The 17,013-nt window shown below is 54.4% G+C and carries 16 protein-coding genes; 13 read left to right on the top strand and 3 right to left on the bottom strand.

The window, feature by feature from the left end; all coding sequences use genetic code 11:
• Positions 1-37: 37 nt before the first annotated feature.
• From HPY30_06240 to grxD, 3 genes are all read left to right on the top strand, one after another.
• A complete protein-coding gene (locus HPY30_06240) occupies positions 38-637 on the top strand; it encodes a DUF4412 domain-containing protein (protein ID QYZ65622.1) in 600 nt (199 codons plus the stop codon).
• A gap of 6 nt (positions 638-643) precedes the next feature.
• Positions 644-2,050 carry a hypothetical protein gene (locus HPY30_06235; GenBank protein ID QYZ65621.1) on the top strand — a complete coding sequence of 469 codons (1,407 nt, stop codon included), beginning with the start codon at positions 644-646 and terminating at the stop codon, positions 2,048-2,050.
• 321 nt (positions 2,051-2,371) lie between these two features.
• The gene (gene grxD, locus HPY30_06230; protein QYZ65620.1) at positions 2,372-2,704 is read left to right on the top strand and encodes a Grx4 family monothiol glutaredoxin; all 333 of its coding nucleotides are present in this window, start codon (positions 2,372-2,374) and stop codon (positions 2,702-2,704) included.
• A 35-nt stretch (positions 2,705-2,739) separates the two neighbouring features.
• Here the strand turns inward: grxD and rnt are convergent, their stop codons facing one another.
• On the bottom strand, positions 2,740-3,405 hold the full coding sequence (rnt, locus tag HPY30_06225; protein QYZ65619.1) for a ribonuclease T: 666 nt from the start codon (positions 3,403-3,405) through the stop codon (positions 2,740-2,742).
• A gap of 111 nt (positions 3,406-3,516) precedes the next feature.
• Here rnt and HPY30_06220 point away from each other — a divergent pair, with 111 nt between their 5' ends.
• Positions 3,517-4,254 (top strand): VacJ family lipoprotein, encoded by a 738-nt coding sequence (locus tag HPY30_06220; protein QYZ65618.1) that lies wholly within the window; start codon positions 3,517-3,519, stop codon positions 4,252-4,254.
• 14 nt (positions 4,255-4,268) lie between these two features.
• Here HPY30_06220 and pyrC read toward each other — a convergent pair whose 3' ends face one another.
• On the bottom strand, positions 4,269-5,300 hold the full coding sequence (gene pyrC, locus HPY30_06215) for a dihydroorotase (GenBank protein QYZ65617.1): 1,032 nt from the start codon (positions 5,298-5,300) through the stop codon (positions 4,269-4,271).
• A gap of 175 nt (positions 5,301-5,475) precedes the next feature.
• On the opposite strand from pyrC, the gene HPY30_06210 reads away from it, so the two are divergent.
• The 9 genes from HPY30_06210 to HPY30_06170 all read left to right on the top strand — a co-directional run bounded on the left by HPY30_06210 (position 5,476) and on the right by HPY30_06170 (position 15,137).
• A complete protein-coding gene (locus tag HPY30_06210; protein ID QYZ65616.1) occupies positions 5,476-5,787 on the top strand; it encodes a sulfur globule protein CV1 in 312 nt (103 codons plus the stop codon).
• Between the two features lie 101 nt (positions 5,788-5,888).
• Complete coding sequence (locus HPY30_06205) at positions 5,889-6,662, top strand: transcriptional regulator (protein QYZ65615.1); 774 nt, start codon at positions 5,889-5,891, stop codon at positions 6,660-6,662.
• Positions 6,663-6,953: 291 nt separating this feature from the next.
• Positions 6,954-9,608 (top strand): pyruvate dehydrogenase (acetyl-transferring), homodimeric type, encoded by a 2,655-nt coding sequence (gene aceE / locus HPY30_06200; GenBank protein ID QYZ65614.1) that lies wholly within the window; start codon positions 6,954-6,956, stop codon positions 9,606-9,608.
• Positions 9,609-9,676: 68 nt separating this feature from the next.
• Positions 9,677-11,008 (top strand): dihydrolipoyllysine-residue acetyltransferase, encoded by a 1,332-nt coding sequence (gene aceF / locus HPY30_06195; protein QYZ65613.1) that lies wholly within the window; start codon positions 9,677-9,679, stop codon positions 11,006-11,008.
• Positions 11,009-11,070: 62 nt separating this feature from the next.
• Positions 11,071-11,361: a carboxymuconolactone decarboxylase family protein gene (locus tag HPY30_06190; protein QYZ65612.1), complete on the top strand. Its 291-nt coding sequence runs from the start codon at positions 11,071-11,073 to the stop codon at positions 11,359-11,361.
• Positions 11,362-11,602: 241 nt separating this feature from the next.
• Positions 11,603-13,333, top strand: coding sequence for a dihydrolipoyl dehydrogenase (gene lpdA / locus HPY30_06185; GenBank protein QYZ65611.1), 1,731 nt, complete (start codon positions 11,603-11,605; stop codon positions 13,331-13,333).
• 83 nt (positions 13,334-13,416) lie between these two features.
• Complete coding sequence (locus HPY30_06180; protein ID QYZ65610.1) at positions 13,417-13,776, top strand: XRE family transcriptional regulator; 360 nt, start codon at positions 13,417-13,419, stop codon at positions 13,774-13,776.
• The gene (locus HPY30_06175; protein ID QYZ65609.1) at positions 13,776-14,300 is read left to right on the top strand and encodes an RES domain-containing protein; all 525 of its coding nucleotides are present in this window, start codon (positions 13,776-13,778) and stop codon (positions 14,298-14,300) included. The genes HPY30_06180 and HPY30_06175 overlap by 1 nt, the downstream gene beginning before the upstream one ends.
• 57 nt (positions 14,301-14,357) lie before the next feature.
• Entirely contained in the window at positions 14,358-15,137 is a 780-nt protein-coding gene (locus HPY30_06170) for an alpha/beta fold hydrolase (protein ID QYZ65608.1), read from the top strand.
• Between the two features lie 325 nt (positions 15,138-15,462).
• On the opposite strand, the gene HPY30_06165 is transcribed toward HPY30_06170, so the two are convergent.
• The gene (locus HPY30_06165; protein ID QYZ65607.1) at positions 15,463-16,404 is read right to left on the bottom strand and encodes a DUF481 domain-containing protein; all 942 of its coding nucleotides are present in this window, start codon (positions 16,402-16,404) and stop codon (positions 15,463-15,465) included.
• Positions 16,405-17,013 lie beyond the last annotated feature (609 nt).

The following is a 17,013-nucleotide window of genomic DNA, read 5'->3' as shown; positions in this document are numbered from 1 at the left end:
CCCGGCAGCGTGGCAGATCGATATGAAGGAGTATGAAATGATGATCAGAAAATTAGCGCTTACGATATCAACAATTTTCACCCTGCTGCTGTCTCTAAACACAGCCCAGGCAGCGGAATGGACGGCCGACTTCGTGAAAACAGATGGCCAGATGCGGGATGTCAGCAAGGTCTACATCAAGGGTGACAAGCGCCGGGAGGAGATGACGCACCGGGGACAGACCGAGAGCATCGTCCTGTTCAATCCCGGCAGCCACCAGATCATCACGCTGATGCCGAGCGAAAGGATGTTCATGGAGATACCCATGTCGCCGGATCAGGAGATGTTTGCCAAGGGACCCGGTTCCGACCTGGCCAGCGGCAAGCCGTTGGGTACCGAGAAGATAGGTGGTTATCTGTGCGATAAACATCGCCATGAGTCGGCCGAGGGGGCAGTCACCGTCTGGGTCTCGCGTAAACTGCAATACCCGATCAGGATCGAGGTGGTGGACCTGGATGGCGGCAAGTCCATGATGACCTATGAGAACATTGAAGAAAAGAGTCTGCCGGACAGCCTGTTCAGCATTCCCACAGGTTACAACAAGTTCTCGATCCCCGGTATGCCGGGCGGTATGCCCATGATGCCGCCGATGAGATGACAGGTCATGCCGTTCCGGCAGCAGAGGGATCAGAGGTTGAGGCTATCGGCATTTTTGCCGAACGCCCTCTTCCTGTTGGCCTGTATCGTAATGGGGGCGGAAGCCCAAGGTGGCCTGCGGGATTGGATCCCGCATAACCCCAATATCTGGCATCTGGAAGTCGTTATCGAGCGCAGTGGTTCTGGCCGTTATGACAAGGATCGCAGCAAAGACGGCTATATCAACAAAAAATCCTACGAGCGCACGGTAAAACAGAAAGTATTGATAAAGGCCTGTGGCGCTGCCGGCGGGCTCCTTCAGGTCAAACAGGTGAAGTGGAAGTTGAAGGACGACACCACCGAGAAGCATCACGTCCAGGGCAGGGAGGTGACCTGTCCACTCTCTCCCGAGGAGATGAAACACAGCAACCTCAATCGTATGGAACGTGCTCAGCAGGAGATCCGCCGTCCTGGTAACTCAACCATCCACACCAAGCGGGAGACGCTGACGCTCTATCCGGGGCAGGATGCGGAAACCCTGGCCCGCAACGCTTCCGCTAGCTTGCTTCACCGTCAGGGAGATCACTACCTGTTGCAGGTCGGCAGCCAGGCATTGATCGACAACCGGATGGATGATGTTCGTGTGGAGAAGAAGGTCTGCAGTGGCCATGTCGTCCGCAACGAGCAACACAACCGCAGTGGTGATCAACCGAGTATGAATATCACCCCGCCGACCGGGGAGGACGATTTCAATTCGGAGATGTGGTTCACACTCTCTCCTATACCCATGACCGTCGGCTTTTATCAGAAGATGGAGCTGAGCGACCAGTCGTTATCGGGTCAACGGGAACTCGAGAGGAAGAAAGAGACTCATTATCAGGAAACCACCACCGCTTCATGGAGTCTTAAGCCGAAGAATCCGTGCCTGGAGGTTGTCGACCGGATACTCAAGGACCTGGCTTTCGCGCAGGCTTATAGCGATCGAAAGATACAGGACTTCGCCGCGGACAAACAGGAGTATGAAGACTTGGTGAGCCAGCGGGCCTACAAGAACTATACAGGACGTGATTTTTCCCGCCCGGACCCGGACGGGAATAGTGGGGGGGCGGGTGAGAGTGAAGTCGAGCTTGAGGTTGACACCGACTGCAAACTGCAGGGTGACAAGGCATTCAAGGAGAGGCTGCTGAAGGAGTGCCGGCCGATGATCATCTTCAACGCCGCCTATGACCATGAAATGACCCACGTGCGCCAATGCAAAAAAGAACACGGGGCATACAGTGGCTTTAAGCCGGTGGATGTCGGCCGTATGGAGGTTGAGGCCTATATCGTGGGCATCGAAAGCATGCTGAGCTGGATGCAGGATTTCTGCCCGGAGCGGGATATGAGTAGCGTCAGAAGTCAGGTAAAAGCGCTGGGTGCGGCATATGGTTACTAAAGGTACGGGGGAATAAACAATAGTTTTTCCATCCTTAGGTTCGTAAACGCTACATCCGTGTAGCACTACTCGAACGTAGTGAGAAATCGTATACCTCGAAACCTGCCAAGCACTCTGTAGTTTGAGATCTCTCCCTACGGTCGAGATGACAATGACCCAATTAATCAGAACTTCCTTAGCAAAGTGATAAAAGCCTGCCTAAATCCAGGTTTTCTCCCAGCTTCTGGAAGGTTAGTATTCTCTTATACAATCAACGCTTGAATTATTCGGGGGAAACCCTCATCTAGCATTGATCAACTGAACATTCGAAGAGGTAGTCAAATGGACGTTTTGGATCGTATCCGTGAGCAGGTGGAAGGCAATCCGGTGGTGCTCTACATGAAAGGCACACCCCAGTTTCCCATGTGTGGATTCTCCTCTCGTGCAGCTGCCGCCCTGCAGGATTGCGCAGTTCCCTTCTCCTTCGTGAATGTGTTGTCGGATCCCGAGATTTTTGAAAATCTGCCCCGCTATGCGGATTGGCCCACCTTTCCCCAGCTCTATATCGACGGAGAATTGGTTGGCGGTTGCGATATCACCCTGGAACTGCACGCCAACGGCGAATTGCAGACTATGGTCAAGGAGGCGGCCGAGAAGGCTGGTGGCGCTGAATAATCAGCCCGCTGTGGGTTGTCAGGGCTGACACGGGTTTACTGCTCTGGCTCGCTGGCCAATACCGCACCGTCCCAGGGATTGGGTGAGTTGGTCGTCTGCCAACGGTTGACGATCCTGCAGAACAGCTCAGCAGTCTGCTCTGTGTCATAGATTGCCGAGTGGGCTGCCTCGCTGTCCCACTCCATGCCCGCGCACTTGGCGGCCCGGGCCAACACGGTCTGACCATAAGCCAGTCCTGCCAGGGATACGGTGTCGAAGGTGCTGAAGGGATGGAACGGATTGCGTTTGATCCCGTTGCGTTCCACTGCGGCGTTGAGAAACCCCAGATCGAAAAAGGCGTTGTGTCCCACCAGAATGGCGCGCTTGCAGCCGCTCTCCTTGAGCCCTTTGCGGATCGGGGAGAAAACCTTCCTCAGCGCTTCAGCTTCCGGCAGGGCCAGCCGGAAAGGGTGATGCGGGTCGATGCCGTTAAAGTCGAGTGCTTTTTGGTCGATATTCAACCCGGGAAAAGGTTCAACATGGCAGGCATGGGTCTCTCCAAGGTGTAACAGTCCCTGGGCATCCATCCAGACGGTAGTGGCGGCAATCTCCAGCAATGCGTCGCGTTTGGCGTCGAAACCACCGGTTTCCACGTCTACCACCACTGGCAGATAGCCCCGAAAACGATGGGCGATGAGTGGATTGTAGCTTGTCTCGTTCATGCGCAAAGGATAAAGAAAAGCGGCAGGGTTTACGAATCTGAATGTTGGGTTTCATCGTATTCCAGATCATTGGTATGTTATTGTTTCGGGATCAGGGATCCCAAGGCTTAGATGGCTGTGCAAATGATAAACAGGGTTGTGACCGGGCTTCTGCTCCCGCTTATCTTGTCGGGACTGTCGGCTTGCGCCAGCGTGCCGGAGGGAACGGAGCATACTTCTGATCCGCTGGAAGGGATGAACCGTTCCATCAATAGATTCAACACCGACTTCGACAACACCATTGCAAAACCGGTGGCCAAAGGATATCAGGCGATCACACCCGACCCGCTGGACCGGGGTTTTACCAACTTTTTTCATAATCTAGCGGATATCAATTCTGCCGCCAACAATCTGTTTCAACTCAAGCCCGGGCGGGCGATTACCGATGTAGGGCGGCTCTGCGTCAACACTACGGTCGGCCTGCTGGGTTTTATCGATGTGGCCTCTGATATGGGTATTCCCGAATACAAAGAGGATATGGGGCAGACATTGGGCTACTGGGGTTATGAGGAGAGTACCTATATTATGTTGCCGATGCTTGGCCCCAGCACGGTGAGGGATTTTATCGGTAAGAGCGGGGACGTTTTCATGAACCCGATCTACTACACCTCAGAAGGAATCTACTGGACGCTGCTTGTCTTCAGATATGTTGATCTGCGGGCAGATCTATTGCGTGCGACCAAGGTGGTGGAGGAGGCTGCAATCGATCCCTACGCCTTCGTGCGCGAGTCCTATCTGCAGAAACGCCGCTTCGATATCTATGATGGTGATCCACCACTGGAAGATGATCCGTTGTTGGATGACTTTTGAGGTTGCCTCCCGGCTTATCTTACTATCTGCCAGTCAATCTGCTCCCCGGCGCATAAGGGAACCAGAGTCTCATTACCGAAATTGTAGCTATCAGGTACCTTCCAGGGCCGCTTCTTCAGGGTGATCTGTTTCTGGTTCCGGGGCAGCCCATAGAAATCCGGGCCGAAAAAGCTCGCGAATCCCTCCAGCTTGTCCAGAGCACCAGCCTGGTCGAAGGCTTGTGTGTAGAGTTCAATGGCGGCATGGGCGGTGTAACAACCAGCGCAGCCACAAGCACACTCCTTGGCTCCAAGTGAGTGAGGAGCACTGTCTGTTCCGAGAAAAAACTGTGGATTGCCACTGGTTGCGGCGCTGATCAAAGCTGTCTGATGGGATTCCCGCTTGAGTATCGGCAGACAATAGAAATGGGGGCGAATGCCGCCAGCCAGCATGGCATTGCGATTGAAGAGCAGATGGTGCGCGGTAATGGTGGCTGCCACATTGTCCGCTGCAGCAGAGACGAAATCCGCTGCTTCTTTGGTAGTGATATGTTCAAAGACCAGGCGAAGTTCCGGAAAATCTTTGACCAGTGGCTCCAGATGCCGGCCGATAAAAGTTTTCTCCCGATCGAAAATGTCGATATGACTATCGGTGACCTCTGCATGCACCAACAATGGTAATCCATGCTTCTGCATTGCTTCCAGTACCGGGTACATCTTTCTGATATCGGTGACGCCAGAGTCTGAGTTGGTGGTGGCGCCGGCTGGATAGAGTTTTACTGCTTGCACGATGCCGCTCTCTTTGGCAGACACGATCTCTGCGGATGAGAGATTGTCTGTCATATAGAGTGTCATGAGCGGCTGAAAGTTTGAGTCGGTTTCCAGTGCATGGAGAATTCTCTCCCGGTAAGCCCTTGCCATCTCTGTGTCGGCCACTGGTGGATTAAGGTTCGGCATGACAATGGCCCGGCCAAAACGCTCAGCGCTATGGGCGACGACTGAGGCCATTGCATCATCGTCTCGCAGGTGGAGATGCCAGTCGTCAGGTTGGATTAGTGTGATATGCATGGCGTGACCGGATGTAAAAAACATTCTGATAGATAAACGCTATAAAAATCTAAAAATAATAATTAAATTGTATTTGCCTATTTAAGAAATTACTAATATTATTTCTCTCGAAAGCTATGAAGTATCTGCTTTCCACTTGCTGCTAAGTATATATTCTATCCAAGGAGAGTACGTCATGAACAATATCATTAAAGCCGCAGCTGCTGCTGCTCTGATTGTCGCTTCCGCTTCTGCTTCCGCATGGTGGGGTGGCCCTGGTTATGGCAACCGTGGTTGGGGCAATGACTGGCTGGGTGATGGCTGGGGTGACGGTGACTTCAGTTTTGGCATGAGCGGTAGCGCCCGTGGTTCCGGTTACGGTCGCGGTTACAACCGTTACAACAACTACTACGGTTATGGTCCATATGGCTATGGTGCGCCTTACGGCTATGGCTATCCTTACGCGGCTCCGGTTGCTCCTCAGGCTCCGGCTGCTCCAGCTAAATAGTTCGAGCAGACAGCAAACGGGATCGCACGCACAGGGACGTGCAAGAACAAACCAACAAACAAATTAACTAGCTTTCAAAAACAAATTTTCGGGTGTGTGACATGAAAAAGATTTCTATTATTGCTGCTGCCATCGTTCTGGCTGCAACTTCAGCTTCAGCCAGTGCCTGGTGGGGCAATAACTGGGGTGACGATTTCTTCGGTGACGGTTTTGGCGCCGGTGACTTCGATTTTAACTTCAACATGAGCGCTCGTGGTCGTGGCAATGGTAGCGGTTGGGGCCGTGGTTACGATCACTATGGTTATGGTCCTTACGGTTATGCACCTTACTACGGCGCCCCTGCCGCTGTTGCTGCCCCGACCGCTGAGCAGCAGGCTGCCGTTGCTGAACAGCAGCAGAAAGCCTATGAGCAGGCAGTTGCCGCGCAGCGTCAGTACGCCGAGCAGTACAATAATGTTGATCCAATGGCTTCCATGGATGCACAGATGAAGTCCATGCAGGAGAGAATGGAAGCTGATCGCAAGATGATGGAAGAGCGTATGCAGAGCCGTATGCCTGCAATGCCGGCCATGCCTGAGTCCATCGCCAAGCGCGTTGAAGAGTCCAATGCCCGCCGCGACGAGATGGTCAAAGAGATGGAAGCTGATCGCAAAACGATGGAAGAGCGGATGCAGAACCGCATGCCTTCTATGCCAGCCACGCCTGAGTCCATTGCCAAGCGCGTTGAAGAGTCCAATGCCCGCCGCGAAGAGATGGCTAAAGAGATGGAAGCCCGTCGTGCAGAGATGCAGCAGCAGATGGAAGAGCGCCGCAAGGTTGCTATGGAACGTGTGCCCTTCGAGCGTCCTGCTTTCGCAACTCGCAAGGACATCTAAGCATTATTGCGTTTAGTCTCTGAAAAAGGCGCGCCCAACTCTGTTGGGCGCGCTTTTTTTATGTGTTTGGAAAACCTGGCATGAGGCGGTGATTGTCATCCAATCACCTGAAAACAATAATATTTCCGGGGATTATTTCAGTATTAAACCTGTAAAAAACCTTGCCTTGTTGTATATTGCGCGTATTAATTTTAAGTATTTGTTTGTTCAATAATAGAGTGGAAAAGATTCTGTTTGCCGGATGCAGTTGGTCGGCAGGGTGCCCGCTCTCTACAAAAATTGAGAAATTCGATGACGACAAGACCCGATATCGACCCCCTGGAGACTGAAGAGTGGCTCGATGCTCTTGAAGCAGTATTGGAAAATGAAGGGGTTGAGCGGGCCCACTTTTTGATAGAAAAGCTGGTGGATAAGGCTCGCCGTTCCGGTGCGCATCTGCCATTCAGCGCCAATACGGCCTATGTGAATACTATCCCGGTCAGCCAACAGCGGCGGTTCCCCGGTGATCGGGCCCTGGAGCGCCGCATCCGTTCATTCATTCGCTGGAATGCCATGGCGATGGTGGTGCAGGCGAACCGGATCTCCACTGAACTGGGTGGACATATCTCCAGTTTTGCCTCTGTTGCCACCCTGTTCGACGTGGGTTTCAACCACTTCTTCCACGCATCGAACAAGAATAGTGAAGGTGACCTGATCTTTTTTCAGGGACACTCGGCTCCAGGCGTCTATGCGCGGGCCTATCTTGAAGGGCGCATCAGCGAGGATCAGCTCTACAGTTTTCGCCAGGAGGTCGATGGTCAAGGTCTCTCCTCTTATCCGCACCCCTGGCTGATGCCGGGTTTCTGGCAGTTTCCCACTGTCTCGATGGGACTCGGCCCGCTGATGGCGATCTATCAGGCGCGTTTCATGCGTTATCTCCACGACCGGGGTTTATCCAACACCGAGAACCGTAAGGTCTGGGCCTTCTGCGGTGACGGTGAGATGGACGAACCGGAGGCGCTGGGCGCCATCTCTCTCGCCGGGCGGGAACGTCTCGATAACCTGGTCTTTGTGGTGAACTGCAATCTGCAACGACTCGATGGGCCTGTACGGGGCAACGGCAAGATCATCCAGGAGCTGGAAGCGGTCTATCGCGGCGCAGGCTGGAACGTGATCAAGGTGGTGTGGGGTGGTTACTGGGATCCCCTGATCGCCAAAGACAAGAGTGGCCACCTGCTGAAACGCATGGAAGAGTGCGTGGATGGTGACTATCAAGCCTATAAGGCAAAAGGCGGCTCTTATACCCGCGAGCACTTCTTCGGAAAATACCCGGAGTTGCAGGATATGGTCGCCAACATGACCGATGAAGAGATCTGGCGCCTCAATCGCGGCGGTCACGATCCTCATAAAGTCTATGCCGCTTACGCTGAAGCGACTGCTCACAAGGGGCAGCCGACGGTAATCCTGGCCAAGACGGTGAAGGGTTACGGCATGGGGGTTGCCGGTGAAGGGCAGAACATCACCCACTCGCAGAAGAAGATGGGCGAGGCGGCGCTGAAGGCGTTCCGTGATCGTTTCAATATCCCGATCTCCGACGATCAGATTGGCGCGGCACCCTTCTACAAGCCGCCATCAGAGAGTCCTGAGATGCAGTATATGCATGGGCGCCGCCAGACGTTGGGCGGCTATCTGCCGCAGCGCCGCACTGAGGTTGCACCGGTGGAGGTGCCCGATCTTTCCCATTTCAAGGCGCTGCTGGAAGGGAGTGGAGATCGTGAGCAGTCCACCACCATGGCCTTTGTGCGCCTGCTCAATATGCTGATTCGTGACAAGAAACTGGGCAAGCAGGTGGTGCCGATCATCCCTGATGAGGCGCGTACCTTCGGTATGGAAGGCATGTTCCGCCAGTTGGGCATCTACTCCTCCGTGGGGCAGCTCTACGAACCTGTGGACGCGGACCAGGTGATGTATTACCGGGAGGACAAGAAGGGACAGATCCTGCAGGAAGGCATCAACGAGGCGGGCGCTATGTCCTCCTGGATTGCAGCCGCCACCGCTTACAGTAATCACGGGACCACCATGATCCCGTTCTACATCTACTACTCGATGTTTGGTTTTCAGCGTATCGGAGATCTGGCCTGGGCTGCCGGCGATATGCAGGCGAAGGGTTTTCTCATTGGTGGCACCGCCGGGCGTACCACCCTGGCGGGAGAAGGGTTGCAGCACCAGGACGGCCACAGCCACCTGATGGCGGCCACCATCCCCAACTGTGTCGCCTATGATCCAGCGTTTGCCTTCGAGATGACGGTGATCGTGCAGGATGGCATGCGGCGCATGTATCAGGAACAGGAGAGTATTTTTTACTACATCACCGTGATGAACGAGAACTATCTGCAACCCGCCATGCCGGAGGGTGCTGAGAGCGGTATCGTGAACGGGATGTACTTGTTCCAGAAGGGCGGCAAGCGCAAAAAACGGGTCCAGTTGCTGGGCAGTGGTGCGATCCTGCGAGAGGTAATCGCGGCGGCCGAGCTGCTGGAAAAGGACTTCAGTATCTCTGCGGATGTTTGGAGTGTCACCAGTTTCAACGAACTGCGCCGAGACGGTCTCGATGTGGAGCGCTGGAACATGTTGCATCCGGACGAAACCCCTCGCAACGGCTATGTTGAGGGTCTCTTGGCAGATGCCAAGGGCCCTGTGGTGGCGGCCACTGACTATCTGCGCAGCTATGCGGATCAGATCCGCCCCTTCGTGAAGGCGAGCTACAGCGTGTTGGGCACCGATGGTTTCGGCCGCAGTGATATGCGCAGCCAGCTGCGGAAGTTTTTCGAGGTGAATCGCTACTACATCGTTGTTGCCGCTCTCAAGATGTTGGCGGATGACGGGGAGATCGATCTCTCCAATGTCAGCAAGGCGATCAAAAAGTACAAGATCGATCCGGAAAAGCCGAATCCAACGACGGTATAAAAACCGGACACGGGGTATCTATCGATATCCCTGAAGAGAATTTTCCGCTATGCGGCAGAGGAAACAACGTGGGTAAAACGACCGAAATATTGTTGCCCGATATTGGCGATTTCGATGAAGTCGAGGTAATCGAGCTGCTGGTCTCCGTGGGGGACCGGGTGTCTGTTGAGGATTCGCTGCTCACTCTGGAGAGTGACAAGGCCACCATGGAGATCCCCTCACCCCATCCCGGGGTGGTGCAGGCGCTCTTCATCAAGGTTGGGGATCGTATCGGCCAGGATCAAAAAATAGCGGTCCTGGAACTTGATGATGTGGCTGCGGAGACGGCACCGGATCAGAGTGTCTCATCACCCGCGCCCGCAGCTGAAGAGATTGAAGCCGTGCAGGCTCCCGCACCGGCCAGTCAACGCGATGTCACCGGTAAGCGTATTCCCGGTGAGAAGGCCGCGAGTGCGCCGCCGGTGCCGAACAGTCCCGCCGTCAAAACTGATCGCAAGGCACACGCCAGCCCGGCTGTGCGCAGATTCGCCCGAGAGCTGGGTGTGGAGCTGTCACTGGTGCAGGGTAGCGGTCCCAAGGGGCGGGTGACCAAGGATGATGTGCAGGGTTTTGTCAAGAAATCCCTCAAGGGTGGCCAGCCGGCACGTGTGACAGGTTCCCCGTTTGAGATGCCTGCGGGACCGGAGGTGGACTACGCCCGGTTTGGCGAAATCGATACCCAGCCTCTGGGACGCATCAAGAAACTCAGCGGCGCTCATTTGCATCGTTGCTGGTTGACGGTACCCCATGTCACTCAGTTCGATGAGTCGGATATCACAGAGCTGGAGGCATTCCGCAAGGCGCAGAAGGAGGTGGCGTTAAAACAGGATATCCGGCTTACCTTCATGCCGTTCCTGATGAAGGCGGTGGCGGCGGCCCTGAAAGAGATGCCGACCCTGAATGCTGCGATATCAGCGGATGGTGAAAGCCTGATCTATCGGAACTATATCCACATCGGCGTGGCGGTGGACACCCCCAACGGACTGGTGGTGCCGGTGATCCGGGATGTGGATAAAAAGGGCGTATTCGAGCTGGCGAAAGAGTTGATGGCAGTGAGTGGCCGAGCGCGTGACGGCAAGCTGCTACCTGCTGATATGCAGGGTGGGTGTTTCTCCATCTCCAGTCTGGGCGGTATCGGCGGCACGGCTTTTACACCGATCGTCAACGCGCCGGAAGTGGCGATCCTGGGTGTCTCCCGCGCTTCCATGAAGCCGGTCTGGGATGGCAATGAGTTCCAGCCGCGCCTGATGCTGCCGCTCTCACTCTCTTATGACCACCGGGTGATCGATGGTGCAGACGGTGTGCGTTTCACGACACTGTTGGGTGGTTTGCTTTCCGAGATCCGGCGACTTTTGCTCTGATCGTTCGTTTCTCCGGGAATGACGTACAATGTGCAGAGTCCGTTTTTCAAAAGGAACCGAGCATGTTGAACGCCGAACAAAAAGCGCTCTACGATGCCTTTTATGAGTCAACCCACAATAACCGCTATCTCGACCGGAAGAGTGAGGTGCTGGTAGGGTTGGCGGCAGCGATGGCAATGAACTGCGCTCCCTGCACGGACTACTATCTGCAGCAGGCAAAAGACGCGCAGGTCAGCAAAGGTGAATTGTCCGAGGTCTTGGCAAAGGTGATGGCCGTTGCTGCCGGACAGAAGCGGCTGCAGGTTCAGGAAGTGTTGGAGCGTTCGAAGATCGATCTTGATTTGTTCGGGTAAACGCGAAAAATACCCCCGCCGACGCTGGTCTGAAAACAGATGAACATGGCAGAGAAACTATATGGATCCTGAATTGCAGGAACCTCTGATCAACTGTCATTTCGAACGTAGTGAGAAATCTCATACCTCAAAACCTGTTATGAGCCCTGTAGTCTGAGATCTCTCCCTATGGTCAAGATGACAATAATACAAATTAACGGCATCGCCCTGCGCTGCCTTCAACCTGTTCCGAGGATAGAACATGAGTAACTTCGTTGAAGTCACACTGCCCGATATTGGTGATTTTGACCAGGTCGATATCATCGAGGTACTGGTATCGCCAGGTGACAACGTCGAGGCGGAAGACTCTCTGATTACCCTTGAGAGCGACAAGGCAACGATGGATATTCCCTCACCCCACGTCGGTCGGGTGAAGGAGATCAGGGTTAAGGCTGGCGACAGGATATCCCAAGGCGCGCCGATCCTGACCCTCGAACTGGCAGCCGGTGAAACGGAAACGACGAAACATGAGTCGACTGCCGCACCGGTCTCAGAAGCGGTTAAAGGGACGGCGGATCTCCAGACCGATGTGGTGGTGCTGGGTGCGGGGCCCGGTGGTTATACCGCCGCCTTTCGTGCCGCCGACCTGGGCAAACGGGTGGTGATGATCGAACGCTACGCTGCTCTGGGTGGTGTCTGTCTCAATGTTGGCTGTATCCCCTCGAAAGCGCTGCTGCATGCCGCGGATGTCATCAATGAAGCGGCAGAGATGGAGAGCATGGGGATCAGCTTCGGGAAACCCAAGGTGGACATCGACAAGCTGCGGGCCGGCAAGGATAAGGTGGTAACCCGTCTCACCGGTGGATTGGTGCAGCTTGCCAAGCAGCGCAAGGTTGAGTTGGTGCAGGGGATTGCACGATTTGAATCCCCCAACCGGATCTCCGTGAATACGGCAGAAGGTGTGACCTCCATCGCCTTTACCGATGCGATCATCGCCTGTGGCTCCAGCGCGGTGCAGATCCCCGGTTTTCCCAACGACGATCCGCGCCTGATCGACTCCACTGGCGCCCTGGAACTGGCGGACGTGCCGAAACGTTTACTGGTGCTCGGGGGCGGGATCATCGGTCTGGAGATGGCGACGGTCTACGGCACCTTCGGCAGCGAGATCGATGTAGTGGAACTGCAGGATAGCCTGATCCCCGGTTGTGATAAGGATCTGGTGCGCCCGCTGCAGAAACGTATTAAGAAGCGCTACAACCGCATCATGCTCGGCACCAGGGTGACCGAGATCATGGCTCAGAAACAGGGGCTGAAGGTCAGTTTCGAAGGCAAGCAGGCGCCGGACAAACCGCAGGTCTACGACAAGGTGCTGGTGGCTGTCGGTCGCAGTCCGAACGGCAAGCAGATCAACGCCGAAGCCGCAGGTATCTCGGTGGACGAACACGGATTCATCCCGGTGGACGAGCACATGCGCACCAACGTTCCCAATATCTACGCCATCGGCGATGTGGTTGGTCAACCGATGCTGGCGCATAAGGCGACCCATGAAGCGAAGGTGGCTGCAGAGGTGATCGCCGGTCTGCCCGCCTCTTTCGACCCCATGACCATCCCCTCTGTGGCCTACACTGACCCGGAAGTCGCTTGGATGGGGCTGACAGAGACAGCGGCCAAGGCTGAGGGTATCGAGTACGAAAAGGGGGTTTTTCCCTGGGCCGCAAGTGGCCGTGCCTTGGGCATCGGACGGGATGACGGGCTGACAAAGTTGCTCTTCGATCCAAAGACCAAACGCATTCTTGGCGCAGGTATCACGGGTCCTAACGCCGGGGAGCTGATCGGTGAAACCGTGTTGGCGCTGGAGATGGGAGCAGATGCAGAGGATATCGGATTGACGATCCATCCCCATCCGACCCTTAACGAGACCATCTGCTTTGCCGCCGAGATGGCTGAAGGGACGATCACCGATCTGTTGCCCCCCACGCGGCGGAAAAAGTAAGCGCTGCTTTGCCTGCCCTCTGTACAAATAACTAACATGCCCTATAATTTGACTATATTGATGGGCAATATAGGCGGCAAAAAATGAGTGTGCTGGCGCAAAAATTGATTGATCCCCAGGGGTTTGTAAACCCCAGGATGGTGGCTGACGAATTCCACACCACCATTAAAGAGGTGGCACAACTCACGGGTCTGTCCGTCGATGCGGTCAGCAAGAAAGGCCGGGTGCATTCGAAATCATCACAGAAACGCCTGCGGGATCTGGTCATGATCATTAACCGGGTAACCCCATGGTGTGGCACCCCTTTCCAGGCTTTTGCCTGGTATCGCTCTGAAGGTATACCGGGTTTCGGGGATCTCACTGCTGAAGCACTGGTCAAGCAAGGGCATGCTGATCTGGTTATGCAATATATCGATCGCATTGCGGAAGGGGGATTTGCTTAATGATCCATTTCCAGGGATGGGTCTATCGCGCACATAATCCTTATTGGTCATTCGATTCCCTCTCAGGAGATGGCGCCAAACGTCACGGCGGCCGGTTCAATCCAAAAGGCGTGTCTGCACTCTATACTTCCCTGACTGAGACTGCGGCACTGGCTGAATACCACCAGGGATTTCCTCATCGCCCTCAACCTGCCACGTTGTGCACTTATGAGGTGGATTGCCAGGACATCATGGATCTTACTATTCCAGAAGAGAGAGGCGCACTGGGGATTGATTTAGGCGATTTAGCATGTCCTTGGGAAATGCCGGCTGGAGTGGGCCGGGTGCCACCCAGTTGGGCAATGTCCAAACGACTCATCGAAGACGAGGTTGCCGGCATTATTGTCCCGTCCTATGCAAAAAATGCCCCTGAGAATGGGAAGAATCTTGTCTTTTGGGTGTGGGACAGTGTGGTGCCTCACAAGGTAATCGTAATTGATGATTTTCACCGGCTACCCAAAAACAAGGATTCATGGCGAGAATAGAAACGGTGCTGATTTTGGGCCAAGTCCTGACTACTGATTCTGAAACGTTGATCTTCGATGCCTGTTGAACTCTACTATCGCGAAGCGGGTGACCCGGCCTTACCGACGCTGATCCTGTTGCACGGCCTGTTTGGTTCTTCGGCCAACTGGATGGGTATAGTCAAACGGCTGGAGAAGCAGTTTCATCTGATCGTTCCAGACAGTAGAAATCACGGCCGCTCCCAGCACACAGCTGAGATGGACTATCCGTCTATGGCTGACGATCTGCTGGCGCTGATGGATTGTCTGCATCTTGATACTGCACATCTGCTGGGTCACAGCATGGGCGGCAAGGTTGCCATGTGGCTGGCATTGAATATGTCGGAACGGGTGGAGAAACTGGTGGTGGCTGATATTGCACCGGTGACCTACCCAGACAACTTTCAGCCGATTCTGCAGGCAATGAGCGGGTTGGATCTGGAGAGACTCGCAGGCAGGAGAGCAGCGGATGCCCTTTTATCGGGATCGGTGCCGTCCCTGGAAGTACGCCAGTATCTGCTGCAGAATCTTGTGAATGTCGGGAATCACTGGCAGTGGCGCTTGAACCTCTCCGGGTTGCAAAGCGCGATGCCGGAGTTGCTGGGATTTCCCGGTGTGACCGCCGCCCGGTTTCCAGGGACGGCGCTGTTTATCCATGGCGGTAATTCAGATTATGTGTCGTCGGACTCTCGTCCTGTCATCAAAGCGCTGTTTCCGTATGCTCGGATGCGACAACTGACCGGTGCCGGCCACTGGCTCTATGCGGAACAGCCAGATGCCTTTTCCCGCCAGGTAACGCTGTTTCTTTCAAACCGCTGATTGATGCGGTATTGCCTTGAACTCATCCTGTTCTGACTGCTGACTTCCGTAGGCGATCTGGGAGAAGATCTGAAAAAAGGCAGTGGCATGACGCCTGCGGTATTCAGCCATTCTGGATGTCCTGGTTCTGTCCTGCTGCTTCCTCTGTTCTCGATCCTGATACATCACTCTTCACTCCGTTGCTTTGTCGTGTGGCCAGATTACGGGTTTTACCTGAATGGTTCTGGTTACAACCCGCCATTCACCTGTCCTGATGCGACATCTGGAAATCATAGGAGTTCAAGGGAAGCGAAGCTATGAGGCTCGCCCTGTTTTGTGATCCTGGTCAAAGCCCCCAGACCAGAGATGCGTTGTATTTGAAGTCGTTCTCTTTTGTGTCTCCAATCGCTTCGGAGTCGTATTCGTTGGAGAGACCGATCTTGATGCCCAGTGCAGCATCCATGGAGATCTTCCAGTCGAGGGTTGAGATGTTGCGGAACTCGCCGCTGTCTCTCAGGTTGGGATAGAAGGTGGTGCCCATCGACAAGGACTCTTTGTCGGAGATCTTCCAATCCGCATCCAGGCCCAGAATCGCTTCCGGGCTGAACTTTTCGTCGTTGCCGCCGAAGGTCTGGTTGCCGCCGAGACCGGCCTTGCCCTTTACCAGCCATGTCTCGTTTTTGAGGAACTGGTAACCCACACCGCCGGAGCCGGATATCCGGTGATCCCAATCCTTGAACTCATCCCAGTCATAGCGGCCTTGCGCATAGATAAACCAGGGGGAGTCGGGGCGCAGCCAATCTTTTTGCAGATCTGCGAAAAACTGATTTTGAGAGGTTTCGTTGTCACTTTGCGCAGAGTCGTAAGCGGTGCGGAACTTCCAGACATCCTCATCATCTGAATAGTCGGCGCCGAAACCGGCGTGCAGGTTGAATTTCTGACTGTTGCCCTCGGCACCGCTGAGGCCGATGTCGAGTTCGCGACTCCAGTCTTTCATGAAACCGCTGGCGAGCAACCCCTGATCTTCGGGTTTCGCCGGTTCTTCGCTTTTGAGCGTGTCAGCTTGGGGAGCGCCTACTTTCTTCTCTGCGAGAATCTCGGAGATCTGTGAACGGTTGATGGTGACTGAGCCGAGGGAGTCGTGCAGCAGAGTCACGCTCTCATTTGTCTCGGCAATGATCGGCGCATTCAGGGTATCGCCGTTTTTAAGATGGATAATGGCAGCGGACGCAAAGGAGGCGCAGAGTGAAAGAGAGATCAGGATAAAGAGTGAGGTTGTCAGGCGCATGACGGTTAGGTTCCTTTGCTCGGGGGTAAGAAATTGGACGGAAGATTAGCATGTATTACACCAATATCCTGCAAGTGAATTGTAAAATGAACAGGACATCTGATGGAATTCACCTGGAATTGTTGGGCTGTTAACCCAAGGTGGAAATGTCTCTTTAGGTCTATCAGGTATGAGTGATGGAAGCTCCGATGAACGCCGCCAGCATCTTGGGGAAGACGGTCAGGAACTCGGCGACATAGGCGATATTAACCTATCCGGACGGTAGGATATCGCAGGTATGAAGTATCACAGGACGGGGATTTAATGAGCAAATCAATAAAAAAATAATATATTGGTTGACGCAGATCAGCCTTACACTTATTCAGGTCTTGTGTTCACGGAAAAGCCATCTAGATTATTTATTAAAGGAAAAAATACCGATAAAAGCCAACCCCTGTTGCTACAGGGGACGGAAAGCAAACGGGACTCGATGTCCCTGCCCGCATACTGAGGTTCAGGCGTTGAGCGCCGACAGTTTCGGACAGCGGTGGGGGGAGTCTGAGACAAGCCGGGCTGCCGGGAGTGACCTTCGTCAGGGTCACGTTCAGGCAGTCCGGCTTTTATTTTTTT

Source organism: Gammaproteobacteria bacterium (ex Lamellibrachia satsuma) (assembly GCA_019623805.1).
Lineage (GTDB): Bacteria > Pseudomonadota > Gammaproteobacteria > Chromatiales > Chromatiaceae > QGON01.
Note: the sequence above shows the minus strand (reverse complement) of the source record. Positions and strands in the feature narration are given on the sequence as shown.

What these genes read in the sequence shown, in the direction of transcription:
- HPY30_06240 (QYZ65622.1), top strand. Translation starts at nt 38, where the DNA reads ATGATGATCAGAAAATTAGCGCTTACGATATCAACAATTTTCACCCTG.
- rnt (QYZ65619.1), bottom strand. Translation starts at nt 3,405, where the DNA reads ATGAACGAGACAAGCTACAATCCACTCATCGCCCATCGTTTTCGGGGC.
- HPY30_06175 (QYZ65609.1), top strand. Translation starts at nt 13,776, where the DNA reads ATGATCCATTTCCAGGGATGGGTCTATCGCGCACATAATCCTTATTGG.
- HPY30_06220 (QYZ65618.1), top strand. Translation starts at nt 3,517, where the DNA reads ATGGCTGTGCAAATGATAAACAGGGTTGTGACCGGGCTTCTGCTCCCG.
- aceE (QYZ65614.1), top strand. Translation starts at nt 6,954, where the DNA reads ATGACGACAAGACCCGATATCGACCCCCTGGAGACTGAAGAGTGGCTC.
- HPY30_06170 (QYZ65608.1), top strand. Translation starts at nt 14,358, where the DNA reads ATGCCTGTTGAACTCTACTATCGCGAAGCGGGTGACCCGGCCTTACCG.
- HPY30_06235 (QYZ65621.1), top strand. Translation starts at nt 644, where the DNA reads ATGCCGTTCCGGCAGCAGAGGGATCAGAGGTTGAGGCTATCGGCATTT.
- pyrC (QYZ65617.1), bottom strand. Translation starts at nt 5,300, where the DNA reads ATGCATATCACACTAATCCAACCTGACGACTGGCATCTCCACCTGCGA.
- HPY30_06180 (QYZ65610.1), top strand. Translation starts at nt 13,417, where the DNA reads ATGAGTGTGCTGGCGCAAAAATTGATTGATCCCCAGGGGTTTGTAAAC.
- HPY30_06210 (QYZ65616.1), top strand. Translation starts at nt 5,476, where the DNA reads ATGAACAATATCATTAAAGCCGCAGCTGCTGCTGCTCTGATTGTCGCT.
- lpdA (QYZ65611.1), top strand. Translation starts at nt 11,603, where the DNA reads ATGAGTAACTTCGTTGAAGTCACACTGCCCGATATTGGTGATTTTGAC.
- HPY30_06205 (QYZ65615.1), top strand. Translation starts at nt 5,889, where the DNA reads ATGAAAAAGATTTCTATTATTGCTGCTGCCATCGTTCTGGCTGCAACT.
- HPY30_06190 (QYZ65612.1), top strand. Translation starts at nt 11,071, where the DNA reads ATGTTGAACGCCGAACAAAAAGCGCTCTACGATGCCTTTTATGAGTCA.
- HPY30_06165 (QYZ65607.1), bottom strand. Translation starts at nt 16,404, where the DNA reads ATGCGCCTGACAACCTCACTCTTTATCCTGATCTCTCTTTCACTCTGC.
- grxD (QYZ65620.1), top strand. Translation starts at nt 2,372, where the DNA reads ATGGACGTTTTGGATCGTATCCGTGAGCAGGTGGAAGGCAATCCGGTG.